Source organism: Pseudomonas sp. D(2018), from assembly GCF_005502555.1.
GTDB classification, from domain to species: Bacteria; Pseudomonadota; Gammaproteobacteria; order Pseudomonadales; family Pseudomonadaceae; genus Metapseudomonas; species Metapseudomonas resinovorans.
Genome location: NZ_SCOK01000032.1, coordinates 32,205 through 47,813, shown reverse-complemented (window position 1 = coordinate 47,813; position 15,609 = coordinate 32,205). Strand labels below are relative to the sequence as shown.

14 protein-coding genes are annotated in these 15,609 nt (G+C 62.4%); 2 read left to right on the top strand and 12 right to left on the bottom strand.

The genetic code is table 11. The features are described from left to right. Positions 1–27 precede the first annotated feature (27 nt). Positions 28–381 (top strand): dihydroneopterin aldolase, encoded by a 354-nt coding sequence (gene folB, locus FFS60_RS19350; RefSeq protein WP_028631090.1) that lies wholly within the window; start codon positions 28–30, stop codon positions 379–381. Then, on the top strand, positions 372–914 hold the full coding sequence (gene folK / locus FFS60_RS19345) for a 2-amino-4-hydroxy-6-hydroxymethyldihydropteridine diphosphokinase (protein ID WP_137822876.1): 543 nt from the start codon (positions 372–374) through the stop codon (positions 912–914). The genes folB and folK overlap by 10 nt, the downstream gene beginning before the upstream one ends. On the opposite strand, the gene FFS60_RS19340 is transcribed toward folK, so the two are convergent. From FFS60_RS19340 to FFS60_RS19285, 12 genes are all read right to left on the bottom strand, one after another. Next, complete coding sequence (locus FFS60_RS19340; protein ID WP_137822875.1) at positions 887–2,119, bottom strand: multifunctional CCA addition/repair protein; 1,233 nt, start codon at positions 2,117–2,119, stop codon at positions 887–889. The two genes, folK and FFS60_RS19340, sit on opposite strands and share 28 nt — an antisense overlap. Before the next feature lie 32 nt (positions 2,120–2,151). Continuing rightward, complete coding sequence (locus tag FFS60_RS19335; RefSeq protein ID WP_028631087.1) at positions 2,152–2,661, bottom strand: DUF4136 domain-containing protein; 510 nt, start codon at positions 2,659–2,661, stop codon at positions 2,152–2,154. 65 nt (positions 2,662–2,726) lie between these two features. Next, positions 2,727–4,292, bottom strand: a complete 1,566-nt coding sequence (locus FFS60_RS19330; RefSeq protein WP_028631086.1) for a SpoVR family protein — start codon at positions 4,290–4,292, stop codon at positions 2,727–2,729. A gap of 13 nt (positions 4,293–4,305) precedes the next feature. Next, the gene (locus tag FFS60_RS19325) at positions 4,306–5,577 is read right to left on the bottom strand and encodes a YeaH/YhbH family protein (protein WP_028631085.1); all 1,272 of its coding nucleotides are present in this window, start codon (positions 5,575–5,577) and stop codon (positions 4,306–4,308) included. Positions 5,578–5,675: 98 nt separating this feature from the next. Next, a complete protein-coding gene (locus tag FFS60_RS19320; protein ID WP_028631084.1) occupies positions 5,676–7,598 on the bottom strand; it encodes a PrkA family serine protein kinase in 1,923 nt (640 codons plus the stop codon). Between the two features lie 288 nt (positions 7,599–7,886). Next, positions 7,887–8,216: a thiosulfate sulfurtransferase GlpE gene (gene glpE / locus FFS60_RS19315; protein ID WP_137822874.1), complete on the bottom strand. Its 330-nt coding sequence runs from the start codon at positions 8,214–8,216 to the stop codon at positions 7,887–7,889. Continuing rightward, on the bottom strand, positions 8,209–9,048 hold the full coding sequence (locus tag FFS60_RS19310; RefSeq protein WP_137822873.1) for a symmetrical bis(5'-nucleosyl)-tetraphosphatase: 840 nt from the start codon (positions 9,046–9,048) through the stop codon (positions 8,209–8,211). The genes glpE and FFS60_RS19310 overlap by 8 nt, the downstream gene beginning before the upstream one ends. A 10-nt stretch (positions 9,049–9,058) precedes the next feature. Further along, positions 9,059–9,439 carry a Co2+/Mg2+ efflux protein ApaG gene (gene apaG / locus FFS60_RS19305; protein WP_028631081.1) on the bottom strand — a complete coding sequence of 127 codons (381 nt, stop codon included), beginning with the start codon at positions 9,437–9,439 and terminating at the stop codon, positions 9,059–9,061. 31 nt (positions 9,440–9,470) lie between these two features. Further along, positions 9,471–10,277 (bottom strand): 16S rRNA (adenine(1518)-N(6)/adenine(1519)-N(6))-dimethyltransferase RsmA, encoded by an 807-nt coding sequence (gene rsmA / locus FFS60_RS19300; protein WP_137822872.1) that lies wholly within the window; start codon positions 10,275–10,277, stop codon positions 9,471–9,473. 123 nt (positions 10,278–10,400) lie between these two features. Beyond that, entirely contained in the window at positions 10,401–11,399 is a 999-nt protein-coding gene (gene pdxA / locus FFS60_RS19295; protein WP_137822871.1) for a 4-hydroxythreonine-4-phosphate dehydrogenase PdxA, read from the bottom strand. A gap of 74 nt (positions 11,400–11,473) precedes the next feature. Beyond that, positions 11,474–12,766: a peptidylprolyl isomerase gene (locus FFS60_RS19290; protein ID WP_137822870.1), complete on the bottom strand. Its 1,293-nt coding sequence runs from the start codon at positions 12,764–12,766 to the stop codon at positions 11,474–11,476. Then, complete coding sequence (locus tag FFS60_RS19285) at positions 12,747–15,524, bottom strand: LPS-assembly protein LptD (protein WP_137822869.1); 2,778 nt, start codon at positions 15,522–15,524, stop codon at positions 12,747–12,749. The genes FFS60_RS19290 and FFS60_RS19285 overlap by 20 nt, the downstream gene beginning before the upstream one ends. Positions 15,525–15,609: the final 85 nt, after the last annotated feature.

The following is a 15,609-nucleotide window of genomic DNA, read 5'->3' as shown; positions in this document are numbered from 1 at the left end:
TCCCGATTCTAGCGGGGCAGCACTGACGTGGACACGGTTTTCATCGAGGGTCTTGAGGTCGACACCGTAATCGGTGCCTATGACTGGGAGCGCAGCATTCGCCAGTGCCTGCGCCTGGACCTGCAACTGGGCTGGGACAATCGCCCCGCCGCCGAGGGCGATGACCTGGACAAGGCACTCGATTACGCGGCTGTGTCCCAGCGCATCCAGGCCTTCGCCGCCGAAGCACAGTTCCTGTTGGTGGAAACGTTCGCCGAGCGGCTGGTTGCCGTGTTGATGACCGAGTTCAACATCCCGTGGGTCCGTCTGAAATTGCACAAGCCTGGCGCCGTACCGGCCGCCAGTAGCGTTGGCGTGGAGATCGAGCGCGGATGTCGCTGACCCCTATCTACCTTGGCCTCGGCAGCAACATCGAGCGCGAGCGCAACCTGACGGCAGGGCTCGAGGCCTTGGGTAGCTTCCTGCAGGACATCCGTTGTTCGCCGGTGTTCGAGAGTCTTCCCGTGGGTATCAAGAGCGGGAATTTCTTCAATTTCGTGGTGGCCGCCCGCACCGACTTGTCGTTGCACGAGCTGGATCGTCGGCTGAAGGAGATCGAGGCTAACAACGGCCGCTATGCACCGGGTCGAAAGGGCCTGCCGCTGGATATCGACGTGTTGCTCTATGGCGACCGCGTGGGCAACTTCGATGGCCTGGTCCTGCCGCGCCCCGAGGTGTTGAAGAATGCCTTTGTGCTTTGGCCCCTGGCGCTGCTGGCGCCGGAGGTGAGGCACCCGGGTGAGAACCGCACCTTCGCTGAGCTCTGGGAAAACGCCGCCATCCAGCAGGCACTCTGGCCTGCGTCCTTCTCCTGGGGCGGCGTCGAGTTGACGCCGCCAGACCTGATTCAGGCCTTTCCGCGACTTTCCTTGTAAGCCTTGAGCGCTTTGAGGCGTTCGCCCTTGAGCGCTTCACCCAACTCTGCGCCTTTGAGTCCCTTCGCCAGCAGCGGCTGCACCGCCACGCCGCGGGCGACTGCGGCTGCCCCCAGGAGATAGGCAGCCTGGGGATAGTCGCGCTGTTCGAGGCCGGTCCTGCCGCGGGCATCCATTTCGCTGGCAGCAACGAACTCTTCGAAACGTTGCGGCCGGCGATAGACGTCGAAGCTCTGTAGCAGTTCAAGCAAGGTCGAGGCGCGCAGCTCCAGGGCGCGATGGGCATGGGTGTGATACTCGCCCACCAGCAGCGCCAGTTCCTGACAGTCACGAGGTGCCTTGCACCGCTCGTTCACCGTCCTGATCAGCTTCAGTCCACGCTTCTCGTGGGCGATGTGCTGGGGCCACTCCTCTTCAGGGGTAAGCCCCTTGCCCAGGTCGTGCAGCAGGCTGGCCCAGCGCACCGTCAGCGGCTGGTCGTGCTCGGCGCACTGGCGCAACACGGCCAGTACATGCACGCCGGAGTCCACCTCGGGATGGTGCTTTTCCGGCTGCGGCACGCCGAACAGGCGGTCCACTTCAGGCAGCCAGGCAGCGAGGGCCCCGCTGTCGCGCAGTACCTGAATGAACACATCCGGACGCGGCTCCATCAGGGCGCGGGAGATTTCCTTCCAGCTACGCTCCGGCGTCAGTGCGTCCAGTTCGCCGGACTCGGCGATCTGTCGCATTAGCGCGAGGGTTTCCTTGGCAACTGTGAACCCCAGCGGCGCGTAGCGTGCAGCGAAGCGCGCCACCCGCAGCACGCGCAGGGGGTCTTCGGCGAATGCCGGGGATACATGGCGCAGTCGCCGGGCTTTCAGGTCTTTCTGGCCGCCGTAGGGGTCGATCAGGTGCCCGTGATCGTCCTCGGCCATGGCATTGACCGTAAGGTCGCGGCGGATCAGGTCTTGCTCGAGTGTCACGTCCGGGCTGGCATAGAAGGTGAATCCGCCGTAGCCGCGCCCGCTCTTGCGCTCGGTGCGCGCCAGCGCATATTCCTCGCCGGTCTCCGGGTGGAGGAACACCGGGAAGTCGGCGCCCACCGGGCGATAGCCTTTCTCGAGCATTTCCTCTGCGGTGGCGCCCACCACGACCCAGTCATTCTCGGTCGCTGCGCGACCCAACAGGCGGTCGCGTACTGCTCCGCCCACTCTGTATATCTGCATGGCTTGCCTCCGTGGCTGCGGAGGATAGCAGCCTAGCGGGCCGCAGGGACCTGCTCGACCAGTGCGCGAACCGCGCTTTCCAGCAGTTCGGCGCTCTCCCAGGAGGGGCTGAGGCCGGTGCTGGCCAGGCCTTCCCAAAGCACATTGCCGGCAGTGTCGGTCAAGCGCAGGCGCAAGGTGCCGGTTTCATCGCGCAGTCGGTGGATGGCCTGGTAGGGGCCGAGGGGGCTGGGCGGTGCTTGATCGACCTTGAATTCCAGCGGCTGGTCGTTCACCGCCAGCCAGTAGTAGACCCGAAACTGTGCATCGCGGGTGGCGCGGTAGCCGCGTGCCTCCAGGCCTCGGCGGATCAGTGGTGCGACCTGGGCATAGCGCTCCTGGTACGGCAGTTCTCCATCTACTGCCTGCGCCGGTGAAACCAGCTCGAAGCGGATGCGCCCAGCCAGCTCGGCAGTGGCCGGCTGCAGGATGCGAATCTGGGGCACGGGGGTGGAACAGGTGGCCAGGGCCAGGCACAGCAGCAGGACGAGGAACAGACGCATCTGAGGGCGGCTCCCATAGAGGGTGAGCCGCATGCTCGGCGTGCGCCGGGCATGCGGTCAACCGATCAAATGGGTGGAATGATCAGGTCCAGGCGTGGGTATTCCCCGTCCTCAGTGCGTTCCCCCTTTGGGGGTACGTGGTGGCTCCCGGTGATCTGCTCGCCGTGTCGGGTCTCCAGGTGAATGTCGAAACCCCAGAGGCGGTGCAGGTGCTTGAGTACCTCCTCGGTGGATTCGCCCAACGGTTTGCGGTCGTGCTGCTGGTGGCGCAGGGTGAGCGAGCGGTCACCACGGCGATCGACGCTCCAGATCTGTACGTTGGGCTCGCGGTTGCCCAGGTTGTACTGGGCCGCCAGGGTTTCGCGGATCAGGCGGTAGCCCTGCTCGTCATGGATGGCCGGAACTAGCAATTCGTCTTTCTGGTCGTCGTCGAGGATGCTGAACAGTTTGAAGTCGCGAATCACTTTGGGTGAGAGAAACTGCAGGATGAAGCTCTCGTCCTTGAAGCTATTCATGGCGAACTTGAGCGTGGACAACCAATCGCTGCCGGCAATGTCCGGGAACCAGTACCTGTCTTCTTCCGTTGGCTCCTCGCAGATGCGACGGATGTCGCGGTACATGGCGAAGCCCAGGGCATAAGGGTTGATGCCGCTGTAGTAGGGGCTGTCGAAAGGCGGCTGGTAGACCACGCTGGTGTGCGACTGCAGGAACTCCATCATGAAGCCGTCGGTGACCAGGCCTTCGTCGTACAGATCGTTGAGGATGGTGTAGTGCCAGAAGGTGGCCCAGCCCTCGTTCATCACCTGAGTCTGGCGTTGCGGGTAGAAGTACTGGGCGATCTTGCGCACGATGCGCACCACTTCCCGCTGCCAGGGTTCGAGCAGGGGAGCGTGTTTTTCGATGAAGTAGAGGATGTTTTCCTGTGGTTCGGCGGGGAAGCGCTGGTTGTCCCGCTCGCCACCCTTGCCGGCCCCCTTGGGAATGGTGCGCCAGAGGTCGTTGATCTGCTTCTGCAGGTGCTCTTCGCGCTCCTTCTGCCGGCGCCGCTCTTCCTCGGCGGAGATCGGGTAGGGGCGCTTGTAGCGGTCAACGCCGTAGTTCATCAGGGCATGGCAGGAGTCCAGCAGGTCTTCTACCGCGTCGATGCCATGGCGTTCCTCGCACTGCATGATGTACTGCTTGGCAAACACCAGGTAGTCGATGATGGAACTGGCGTCAGTCCAGGTGCGGAACAGGTAGTTGCCCTTGAAGAAGCTGTTGTGGCCGTAGCAGGCGTGGGCGATGACCAAGGCCTGCATGGTGATGGTGTTCTCCTCCATCAGGTAGGCGATGCAGGGATCGGAGTTGATCACGATCTCGTAGGCCAGGCCCATCTGGCCGCGCGAATAGCCTTTCTCGGTGGCGAGAAAGTGCTTGCCGTAGGACCAGTGGTGGTAGCCGATGGGCATGCCGACTGAGGCGTAGGCATCCATCATCTGCTCGGCGCTGATCACTTCGATCTGGTTCGGGTAGGTGTCCAGCGCATAGCGCTCGGCGATCCGGCTGATCTCGCGGTCATAGGTGCGGATCAGGTCGAAGGTCCATTCCGACCCCGTGGAGATGGGCTTGCGTTCCTTCTTGCTGGCAGTCATTTCACGCCTCCCCTCAGGTCACGAGCCTGCGTTGGAACAGCTCGCGGAACACCGGGTAGATATCCGCCGCCGAGACGATCTGCTGCTGGGCGAAGGTATCGCCGAACGTATCGCAGACCTGCTCGTACTCGTACCACAGCGCCTGGTGCTCGCGTGGAGTGATCTCGACGTAGGTGTAGTACTGCACGAACGGCATGATCTGCTTGATCAGGATATCCCGGCAGATGGGTGAATCGTCGTTCCAGTTGTCGCCGTCCGAGGCCTGGGCGGCATAAATGTTCCATTCGTTGATGGGGTAGCGCTCGGCCATGATCTCCTGCATCAACTTGAGCGCACTGGAGACGATGGTGCCGCCGGTTTCACGGGAATAGAAGAACTCCTCCTCGTCGACCTCACGGGCGCTGGTGTGGTGGCGGATGAACACGACCTCGATCTTGTCGTAATTCCGCTTGAGGAACAGGTACAGGAGGATGAAAAAGCGCTTGGCGATGTCCTTGGTGGCCTGGGTCATGGAGCCGGAGACGTCCATCAGGCAGAACATCACTGCCTTGGAGGAGGGGTTGGGCTGCTTGACCAGCAGGTTGTACTTGAGGTCGAACGTGTCGAGGAAGGGTACACGTTCGATCCTGGCGCGAAGTTTTGCGATTTCTGCTTCAAGTTCCTGTATATCGCCGAAGTTATCCGGTTCCTCGCGCTTCAGGCGTTCCAGTTCCTCTTTCGCTTCCTTCAGCTTGCCGCGGCTGCTGCCGGACAAGGCGATGCGCCGGGCATGGGCTGAGCGCAGGGTGCGGACGATATTGATGCGCGAAGGATTGCCTTCATTACTGATCCCGGCGCGCACGGTCTTGAAGGTATCGGCACCGGTGAGGTGACGTTTGACCAGGTTGGGTAATTCGAGGTCCTCGAACATGAAGTCGAGGAATTCTTCCTGGGTGATCTGGAAGACGAAGTCGTCCATGCCCTCACCCTGGTTGCTGGCCTTGCCGCCGCCACGGCCTCCACCCCCGCCCTGGGGGCGCGGAATGCGATCGCCGGTGGTGAATTCCTTGTTGCCGGGATGGACGATGGTCTGCCGACCGCCACGGCCGTGATGCAGGACAGGTTCGTCGATGTCGCGACCAGGGATGCTGATCTGTTCGCCATGCTCCATATCGGTGATGGAACGGCGGCTCACGGCCTCCTCCACGGCCTTCTTGATGTGCTCGCGGTAGCGCCGCAGGAACCGCTGGCGGTTCACCGTGCTCTTGTTCTTGCCGTTCAAACGCCTGTCGATGACATAGCTCATAGACCCCTCCGGGGAGCTTCAGGCTGCAAGACGCGGAGGACGCCGTACGAGACGGCGCCTCCGGCTAGCGTATTCCTGGCTTGCAGCTTGAGACTGTTTTACTGCGACTTGCGTACCCGCAGGTACCATTCGGACAGCAGGCGTACCTGTTTCTCCGTATAGCCGCGTTCGACCATGCGTTTGACGAAGTCGTTGTGTTTCTGCTGCTCCTCCTTGCTGCCCTTGGCGTTGAAGCTGATGACCGGCAGAAGGTCTTCGGTGTTGGAGAACATTTTCTTCTCGATGACCACGCGCAGCTTCTCGTAGCTGAGCCAACTGGGGTTCTTGCCGTTGTTGTTGGCCCGAGCGCGGAGAACGAAGTTGACGATCTCGTTGCGGAAGTCCTTCGGGTTGCTGATGCCGGCCGGCTTCTCGATCTTTTCCAGTTCCTCGTTCAGGGCCACCCGGTTGAGGATTTCGCCGGTTTCCGGGTCGCGGTATTCCTGGTCCTGGATCCAGAAGTCCGCATACAGCACATAGCGGTCGAAGATGTTCTGGCCGTACTCGCTGTAGGACTCCAGGTAGGCGGTCTGGATTTCCTTGCCGATGAACTCGATGTAGCGCGGCGCCAGGTACTCCTTGATGAAGCGCAGGTAGCGTTCACGCATTTCAGCCGGGAACTGCTCCTGCTCGATTTGCTGTTCCAGCACATAGAGCAGGTGCACCGGGTTGGCCGCCACTTCGTGCGGGTCGAAGTTGAACACCTTGGAAAGAATCTTGAAGGCGAAGCGAGTGGACAGTCCGTTCATGCCCTCGTCCACGCCGGCGGAGTCGCGGTACTCCTGGATGGACTTGGCTTTGGGGTCGGTGTCCTTGAGATTCTCGCCATCGTAGACGCGCATCTTCGAGTAGATGTTCGAGTTTTCCGGCTCCTTCAGGCGCGACAGCGCGGAGAACTGCGCCAGCATGCGCAGTGTGTCTGGTGCGCAGTGGGCGTGAGCCAGGGAACTGCCGACAAGCAGTTTGTCGTAGATCTTGATCTCGTCGGTGACCCGCAGGCAGTAGGGCACCTTGACGATGTAGATCCGGTCGATGAAGGCCTCGTTGTTCTTGTTGTTACGGAAGCTGTGCCATTCCGATTCGTTGGAGTGGGCCAGGATGATGCCGCTGAAGGGCAGGCCGCCCAGCCCCTCGGTACTGTTGTAGTTGCCTTCCTGGGTGGCGGTCAGCAGCGGGTGCAGCACCTTGATCGGCGCCTTGAACATCTCGACGAATTCCATCAGGCCCTGGTTGGCCCGGCACAGCGCGCCCGAGTAGCTGTAGGCATCGGCGTCGTTCTGCGGGAACTCCTCCAGTTTGCGGATATCCACCTTGCCCACCAGGGCGGAGATGTCCTGGTTGTTCTCGTCGCCTGGTTCGGTCTTGGCGATAGCGATCTGGTTGAGGACCGAGGGGTAGAGCTTGACCACGCGGAACTTGCTGATGTCGCCCCCAAACTCATTGAGGCGCTTGGTCGCCCAGGGCGAGATCACCGTACGCAGGTAGCGTCGCGGGATGCCGTACTCTTCCTCGAGGATGGCGCCATCCTCGTCGGCATTGAACAGCCCGAGGGGCGACTCGAACACGGGGGAACCCTTGATGGCGTAGAAGGGCACGCGCTCCATCAGTTGCTTCAGTTTCTCCGCCAGGGACGATTTGCCGCCGCCGACCGGACCCAGCAGGTAGAGGATCTGCTTCTTCTCTTCCAGACCTTGGGCGGCATGGCGGAAGTAGGAGACTATCTGGTCGATGCATTCCTCCATGCCGTGGAAGTCCGCAAATGCCGGATAGCGACGGATCACCTTGTTGGAGAAAATCCTCGAAAGCCGCGGGTCTAGCGAGGTGTCCAGCAGTTCCGGATCGCCGATTGCCAAGAGCATGCGTTCCGCCGCGCTGGCATAGGCACTACGGTCCTGCTTGCACAGGTCGAGATATTCCTGAAGGGAATATTCCTCCTGGCGGGTCGCTTCGAAGCGTTGTTGGAAGTGGCTGAAAATGCTCATGACGTCACCTCGCTGGAAACAGGAAGCCGGCGCGGGGTCGGTTGTGCGGGTGCGGGCAGTCAGCCGAAGAAGGTCGGCCGATGAAAGTCCCCCAGAACACCTGAATGGTCGCTGCCGATGGCCCGGAACCGGTGGACCGGCTCTCCCCTTTTTTGGATGGCCTGAGCTAAGAGTAGTTCGTTATCGGCAAGGTCAAGCATGACGGAACGATAACAGGGGAATACCGTTCGTCGGAGGGGAGGCGCTAAGCCAGTGATGGCGCGGGGTTGCGCCTCACCGAAAAAAATTTCAATCGACGCTGCCCTGGGTGACTTCGCCGGGATAGACGCTGCGCCAGAGCTCGAAACCGCCGTCCAGGCTGTAGACCTCGGCAAAACCCTGATGGGCGAGATAGGCAGCCGCGCCCTGGCTCGAGTTGCCGTGGTAGCAGGAAACGATCAGGGGCTTGTCGAAGTCGGCATGGGCGATGAAGTCGGCAAGGGAGTAGTTGTCCAGGTGGTGCGAGCCGCTGATGTGGCTCAGGGCAAAACTCTGCGGGTCGCGGATGTCCACCACCACTGCGCCTTGCTCGCGCAGGGCCTGGGCCTGTTCAGGGGGGATGCGCTGGAACTCACTCATGGCGATTCTCCTCACAGCTGCAGCTGCAGCTGCAGCTGATGCGTTCGCGGCTGTCGATATTCAGCAGGGTCATGGCGCCGCCCCAGACACAGCCAGTGTCCAGGGCGAACAGGCCGGGTTCGTCACATTTGCCTTCCAGGGACGCCCAGTGGCCGAAGATGATCTTCTGCCCACGGGTCTTGCGCTCGGGGAAGCTGAACCAGGGGGCGAAGCCGGGCGGGGCGGTGCCTAGGCCTTCCTTGGACTTGAGGTCCAGGGTGCCGTCGGCGCGACAGAAGCGCATGCGGGTGAAGTAATTGGTGATGACGCGCAGGCGGGTGACGCCGTGCAGGTCGCTGTCCCACTTGGCCGGCTCGTTGCCATACATGCCGTCGAGGAACAGTGGCAGGCGGGCGTCGTCCTGCAGCGCTTCTTCGACTTCGGCGGCGCGCTTGAGGGCCTTCCTCAGCGACCACTGTGGCGGGATGCCGGCGTGGACCAGGGCGATGTCTCGCTTCTCGTCGTAATGCAGCAGCTTCTGTCGGCGCAGCCAGTCCAGCAGGTCGGCGCAGTCCGGCGCATCGAGGATCTCGCGCAGGGTGTCGGCCTTGCGCAGTCGCTCGATGTTGTTGGCGACGGCCAGAAGGTGCAGGTCGTGGTTGCCGAGTACGCAGACTACCGATTCGCGGATGGAATAGAGGAAGCGCAGGGTTTCCAGGGATCTGGGGCCACGATTGACCAGATCACCTACCAGCCAGAGCTGGTCCCTGACCGGGTCGAAGCGGACTTGCTCCAGCAGGCATTTCAGCTGATCCAGGCATCCCTGGATATCGCCAACCGCATAAGCCGTCATGCTGGCCCCCTCAGTGCAGCGAGCCGGGAACGGCGAGGCGGAAGGGCGCGATGATGGCGTCGAAGCGTTTGCCGTCGTCGGCGACCATCTGATAGCTGCCCTGCATGCTGCCGACTCGCGTGGCCATCACTGTACCGCTGGTGTAGGTGTGGCTGGCGCCGGCCTCGATCAGGGGCTGTTGACCGACCACGCCAGCACCGCGGACTTCCTGGACGTGCCCGTCGCCGTCGGTGATCACCCAGTGGCGGGTGAGCAGTTTGGCTGGCAGTTCGCCGTTGTTCTGGATGGTCACGGTGTAGGCGAAGGCAAAGCGATTCTCGTCCGGCTGTGACTGTTCCGGGAGGAAGCGGGTGACGACGCTGACGTCGACCTTATAGCGGGAATCGGACACGCGAAAGCTCTCGAGTAGCTGGGATTGGAGTCTAGGGCCTGGGGCTGGCCACGGCCAGTTGATCGGCCAGGCGGACAAAGGCGGCCAGGTCGAGTTGCTCCGGACGCAGACCGCCGTCGACGCCCGCGGCTTCGATGGCGGCGGCGTCCAGCAGGCCCTTGAGGGTATTGCGTAAGGTCTTGCGCCGCTGGTTGAAGGCTTCGCGTACCACACGTTCCAGCAGTGCAGGGTCCTTCGCGGGATGCGGCAACACGTCGTGGGGCACCAGTCGGACGATGGCGGAATCCACCTTGGGTGGCGGGTTGAAGGCACCGGGGCCGACATTGAACAGGTGCTCCACCCGGCAGTGGTACTGGACCATGATCGACAGCCGGCCCCAATCGCCGCCACCAGGCTCGGCGGCCAGGCGCTCGACCACTTCCTTCTGCAGCATGAAGTGCATGTCGCGAATCAGGTCTGCATGGTCCAGGAGGTGGAAAATCAGCGGGGTGGAGATGTTGTACGGCAGGTTTCCTACCACCCGAAGGCTGTGCGGTTCAGCGTCTAGTTGGCGGAAATCGAACTTCAGCGCATCGCCCTGGTTGAGGCGAAAGTTCGGCAACTGGCCGAACTTGTGCTGCAGGATGGGGATCAGGTCCAGGTCCAGTTCGACCACATCCAGTTGCGCGCCGCTGGCCAGCAGGCCTTCGGTAAGGGCGCCCTGGCCTGGGCCGATCTCCAGCAGGCGCTCGCCTGGGCGGGCATAGATGCTGCGCAGGATGCGATGAATCACGCCGGCGTCGTGCAGGAAGTTCTGGCCGAAACGCTTGCGCGCGCGGTGTTGGTAGTGTTCGGACATCGAAGGCTCCAGGCCTTGGGGCCAGGCTGCGAGCCTGGCGTGGAAACGTAGATCGCGCAGTTTATCAGGCGTCAGCCCGCGCCGCCTAAGGCATGACCGAGAAAGCGTCGCGGGAAGGGCTGATCACTGATTGCGTTGCTGCGCGGTGGCCATCTGGTAGGCGGTTTCCAGCGCGACTTCCAGGCTGCCGCAGTCGATTCGGCCGGTGCCAGCCAGATCCAGGGCAGTGCCGTGATCCACCGAGGTACGGATGATCGGCAGGCCGAGCGTGACGTTCACGGCGGCGCCGAACCCCTTGTATTTGAGTACCGGCAACCCCTGATCGTGGTACATCGCAAGCACGGCGTCGCAATGCGCGAGGTGCTTCGGCGTGAACAGGGTGTCGGCCGGCAGTGGGCCGATGAGGTCCAGGCCTTCGGCGCGCAGGCCTTCCAGGGTCGGCTCGATGACTTCCAGTTCCTCCCTTCCCAGATGGCCACCTTCTCCGGCATGGGGGTTGAGCCCGCAAACCAGGATGCGCGGCTTGGCAATACCGAACTTGTTCACCAGATCGGCATTCAGGATGCGGCTGACCCGTTGCAGTCGCTCCGGGGTGATGGCAGCGGCGACGTCCTTGAGCGGCAGGTGGGTGGTGACCAGTGCCACGCGCAGGCCCCGGGTGGCGAGCATCATCACCACTTGGCGGGTAGCGGTCAGATCGGCGAGGAACTCGGTGTGGCCGGAAAAGCCGATGCCAGCTTCGTTGATCACACCTTTATGCACCGGCGCGGTGATCATCCCGGCGAAGAGGCCGTCGAGGCAGCCCTGCCCGGCCCGGGTCAAGGTCGCCAGCACATACTCCGCGTTCTCCGGTGACAGTTGGCCTGGTTTGACCGCCGCTCGCAGTGGCGTATCCCAGACAAAAAGGCTGCCGGCAGGGGCGGGGGCGTCCGGAAGCCGGGTGGGATCGACATCGATCAACCGGATGGATAGGCCCAATTCAGCGGCGCGCTGTTCAAGCAGGCTGCGGCTGGCGATGGCGATCAGGGCGTGGGGTTGGGCGGAGCGGGAGAGGAGTAGGCAAAGGTCGGGGCCGATGCCGGCAGGTTCACCAGGGGTGAGGGCGAAGCGGAGAGGGTTCATTCCGGGTCCTTGCGTGGTGTCCAGCGCGTTGGCGGTGATTGTACCGCCAGCGCGCTGTCCTGCGACCCGTGCGATTACAGCTTGGTTTCGACGTAGGCCTCGTCGCGGATCTGGCGCAGCCAGGCCTGCAATTCCTCGTCGTACTTGCGATTGCGCAGGATGTTCAAGGCCTGCTGCTCGCGGAACTGCTCGCTGCTGTCCGTGGCGCGGCGGCCCAGCACTTCCAGCACATGCCAGCCGTAGGGACTCTTGAACGGCTTGGAGAGTTTGCCTGCCTGGGTCTGGCTCATGACTTCGCGGAACTCAGGAACCAGTGCATTGGGGTCGATCCAGTTCAGATCACCGCCGTTGAGAGCAGAGCCCGGGTCTTCGGAGAAGCTCTTCGCCAGTTCGGCGAAGTCTTCGCCGGACTGGATGCGCTCGTAGAGGCGCTCGGCCAGACGCTTGGTATCCGCTTCGCTGCGAATCTCGCTCGGCTTGAGCAGAATGTGGCGAACATGCACTTCGTCGCGAACCAGGGTTTCGCCGCCGCGCTTGTCCAGCAGCTTCAGGATGATGAAGCCGCCTGGAGTGCGAACCGGCTCGGTAACCTGGCCGGGTTGCAGGGCGCTGATCATGCCGTCGAAAGGGGGCGGCAGCTGTGCGGCCTTGCGCCAGCCAATCTCGCCGCCTTCCAGTGCTGTTTCACCGGCGGAGCGCGAGATGGCCAGTTGGGTGAAGTCAGCACCTTGCTGCAGCTGCTGGTATAGCTCCTGGACCTGGCGTTCTGCGGCCTGAATGGTGCTGGGAGACGAGCCTTCCGGAACCGGGATCAGGATGTTGGCCAGACGGAACTCTTCGGACAGCTGGATCTTGCCCATGTCGGAGGCCAGGAAGTTCTGCACTTCCTGGTCGGTGACCTGAATGCGCTCGGCCACGCGGCGCTGACGCACACGGCTAATGACCATCTCACGGCGCACCTGGTCGCGGGCGTCGTCGTAGGACAGGCCGTCACGGGACAGGGCGCCGCGGAACTGGTCGATCGTCATGCCGTTGCGCTGGGCAATGGCTTCGATGGCCTGATTCAGTTCTTCGTCGGCAATGCGGATGCCGGAACGATCACCGATCTGCAGTTGGATATTCTCGATGATCAGGCGCTCCAGCACTTGCTGGTTGAGCACATGCTCAGGTGGCAGCGAGGCACCGCGCTTGGCGATGGTCTGCTGCACTTCACGCAGGCGCTGATCCAGCTGGCTCTGCATGATTACGTCGTTGTCGACAATGGCGACCACGCGGTCGATGGAGCGAACCTCGGCGTGCGCAACACCGCCAAGGAGCAAGGCGCCCAGCAACAGCGGGCGCAGACAATCAGAGAGCTTGGTCTTCACGTTCACGGTAACCTTGAATGCCTTGTTCCAGGAAGCCTTCGGCCTTGTTGCCCACGATGCCGCCGAGGCCCTTCAGGACGATCTGCAGGAAGATCCCGCGGTCGCCGCTTTCGTTGGCTGTATCCGGCGTCTGGTCGAACTCGTCGTAGTCCACCCAGTAGCGGTTGATCAGGCGCAGCTTCCAGCAGCAGTTGTCGTACTCGAAGCCGCCGAAGGCTTCCAGGGTACGGTTGCGGTTGTAATCGTACTGCCAGCGAGCAATGGCGCTCCATTGCGGGACCACCGGCCAGATGACCGAGAAGTCGTGCTGGCTGATCTTGTAGTAGTCCTCGATGAAGCCTGGAGTACCCGGGGTACCGAAGTCACCGCCGCCAACGACCCAGTTACCAGTGGACTGGTCGTAGCGGACGGCGTCGTTGCGGTAGCGATAGCCGGCATTGACCACCTTGTTCGGGTTGTCTTCAGGCTGGTAGTGGAACATCGCCGCACCGGAACGAGTGCGATGGGAGTCGGGGTCCCAGTTGAAGTTGGAGCTCAGGCGCCAATCGCGATTGAAGCGGTATAGGTAATCCAGTGCATAGGGTGAGACCGAGGATTGGGCATCGGCGCGGGTGTCGGCATCGATTCCGGGAAGCTGCACCTTGCGGTCCTGGAAGTAAAACGCCTGACCGATGCTGAAACGCTGGCGCTCGAAGCCGTTGGACTCGATCCAGCGATTCGTAACGCCCAACGAGATCTGGTTGGCGTCGCCGATGCGGTCGCGGCCGGAGAAGCGGTTGTCGCGGAAGAGCTGGGCGTAGTTGAAGGTGTACTCACCGGTGTCGAACACAGGGATATCGGTCTGATCTTCTTCCGGAACGTAGAGGTAGAACAGGCGAGGCTCTAGCGTCTGGGTGTAGTCCTTGCCGAAGAACTGAGTCTTGCGGTCGAAGTAGAGACCACTGTCGACACTGTAAATCGGCACCTGGCGATCCTGGCTGCCATGGAAGGTTTGCTCGGCCAGCAGCGTGCTCTTTCCGCGCTGGTCGAGGTCCAGCTCGTACTGAGTGTAGGTGTACTTGATCTGCGGCTTCACGAAGCCCCAGGTCCAGTTCATCGGCAAGCTGACGATCGGTTCCAAGTGGGTACGATCGCCATTGGAACGGGCAAGGCCGCGCACGTTGTTGTCGTTCCAGGGGGAGGAATTACCGTCGATATCGGTGAAGTTGCCTTTGCGCAAGTCGCGGTCGAAGCGCACAAACTCGGTGTTGTAGGCGAAGCTAAAGCCGGCGGGCTGGTAGGGCAAAACACCGTTGAAGGTGATCTGCGGTAGACGGTCATACGGCGTGGTATCGGTAATAGTCGCCAGCTCGTAGGCGTGAGCGTTCAGTTTTGCGGTATAGGAGTTGCCGCGGTACGTCAGGGTTCCGCGCTGGTTGACGAAATTCGGAGTGCTGACGCTCAGGTCGGTATCCAGGTCGTCGAAGTAGTACGGGTCGCTGATATCGGTGTAGTCGACTTCGGCCAGCAGGCGGGAGTCCAGGCCGCCGGTGTGTTTCCAGCTGTACAGCCAGCGTTTTTTCTCGTACTCGGACATGAGCTTGCGCTCGTCTTCCTGGTCGTCCAGGTAGGCGGCGCCCAGCTGGCCTTCGCTGCTGTGGGTCAGGTAGCGGAACTCGCCTTCCACCATCATGCCGCGCTTGGCCATGTAGCGTGGGTACAGGGTGGCGTCGTAGTTCGGTGCCAGGTTGAAGTAGTACGGCGTGACCAGCAGGAAACCGGTGTCGGTGCTACTGCCGATGGTTGGCGGCAGGAAGCCGGACTGGCGACGGTCGTCGATCGGGAAATAGATGTACGGGGTATAGAACACCGGGATGTCCTTGACCCGCAGCGTGACGTTGGTCGCGGTGCCGAAGCCGGTAGCCGGGTTCAGCTTGATGTTGTTGCCTTTCAGGTGCCAGGCGTTGTCACCCGGTTCGCAGCGGGTGTAGGTGCCGTCCTTCAGGCGAATGATGGCGTCTTCCTGGCGCTTGGCGTAGAGCGCGCTACCGCGGGTGTGCGATTGGTGCAGGACGTACTCGGCGTTGTCGACCTTGGCTTCGCCGTTGTCCAGTTGCAGCTCGGCGTGATCACCGACTACCAGGGCGCCTTTGTCACGCAGCTTGACGTTTCCGACCAGTTCACCGCGGTTTTCCGCCTGGTGCAGGTTGGCCTCGTCGGCCTCTACCTGCATGCTGCCCTGGCGAAGCACGACATCACCAGCGAGGGTGGCGATCTGCTTCTCCTGCTCATAGCGCGAGGCTTTGGCGGAGATATAGGTGGGCGCATCCTCCGTTGGCGTGTCATCGTCCATGCCCGGGCGCGGCGGCTCTATATAAGCGCCAGCGCAATAGGGGCCGGCTTCGGCCAGCTGCGCGGGGGTGAGTTTGTCGCGCGGTACCCAGTCGAGGTGACTGTAGTCGGCACTGCGGGAGGTCAGCCCCTTGCCTTCGGCCTCGGTCACCAGGGTGGCCTTGCTGCCTTCAGCTTCGCCGCCTTCGGAGGCCTGGGTAGCACCGCCAGTGGTCGAACTCACGGCGCTGCCGCTGTGAACAGGGCGCGGCGGCAGGCTCTCGGCGCTGGCTTTGGGCGCGCACGCCCAGCTCCCAGTGGCGGAAGCCTGGCAGTCGAACTGCTCGGCGGCGACGACGAATGAGGTGGCTACTGGCTGAAGGGCCAGCAGGCTGCCGGTCACCAGCAGAGGGAACTTTCTACGAAACGCGGGGGATCTTACTGCCATCTTGTTAGTCCGGGCTTCCTGCGCGCCTTCGGCCCGCTGGGGCCGCACGCCTCTCGATGGGCTGAAAAAGATGCTGGATAATAAA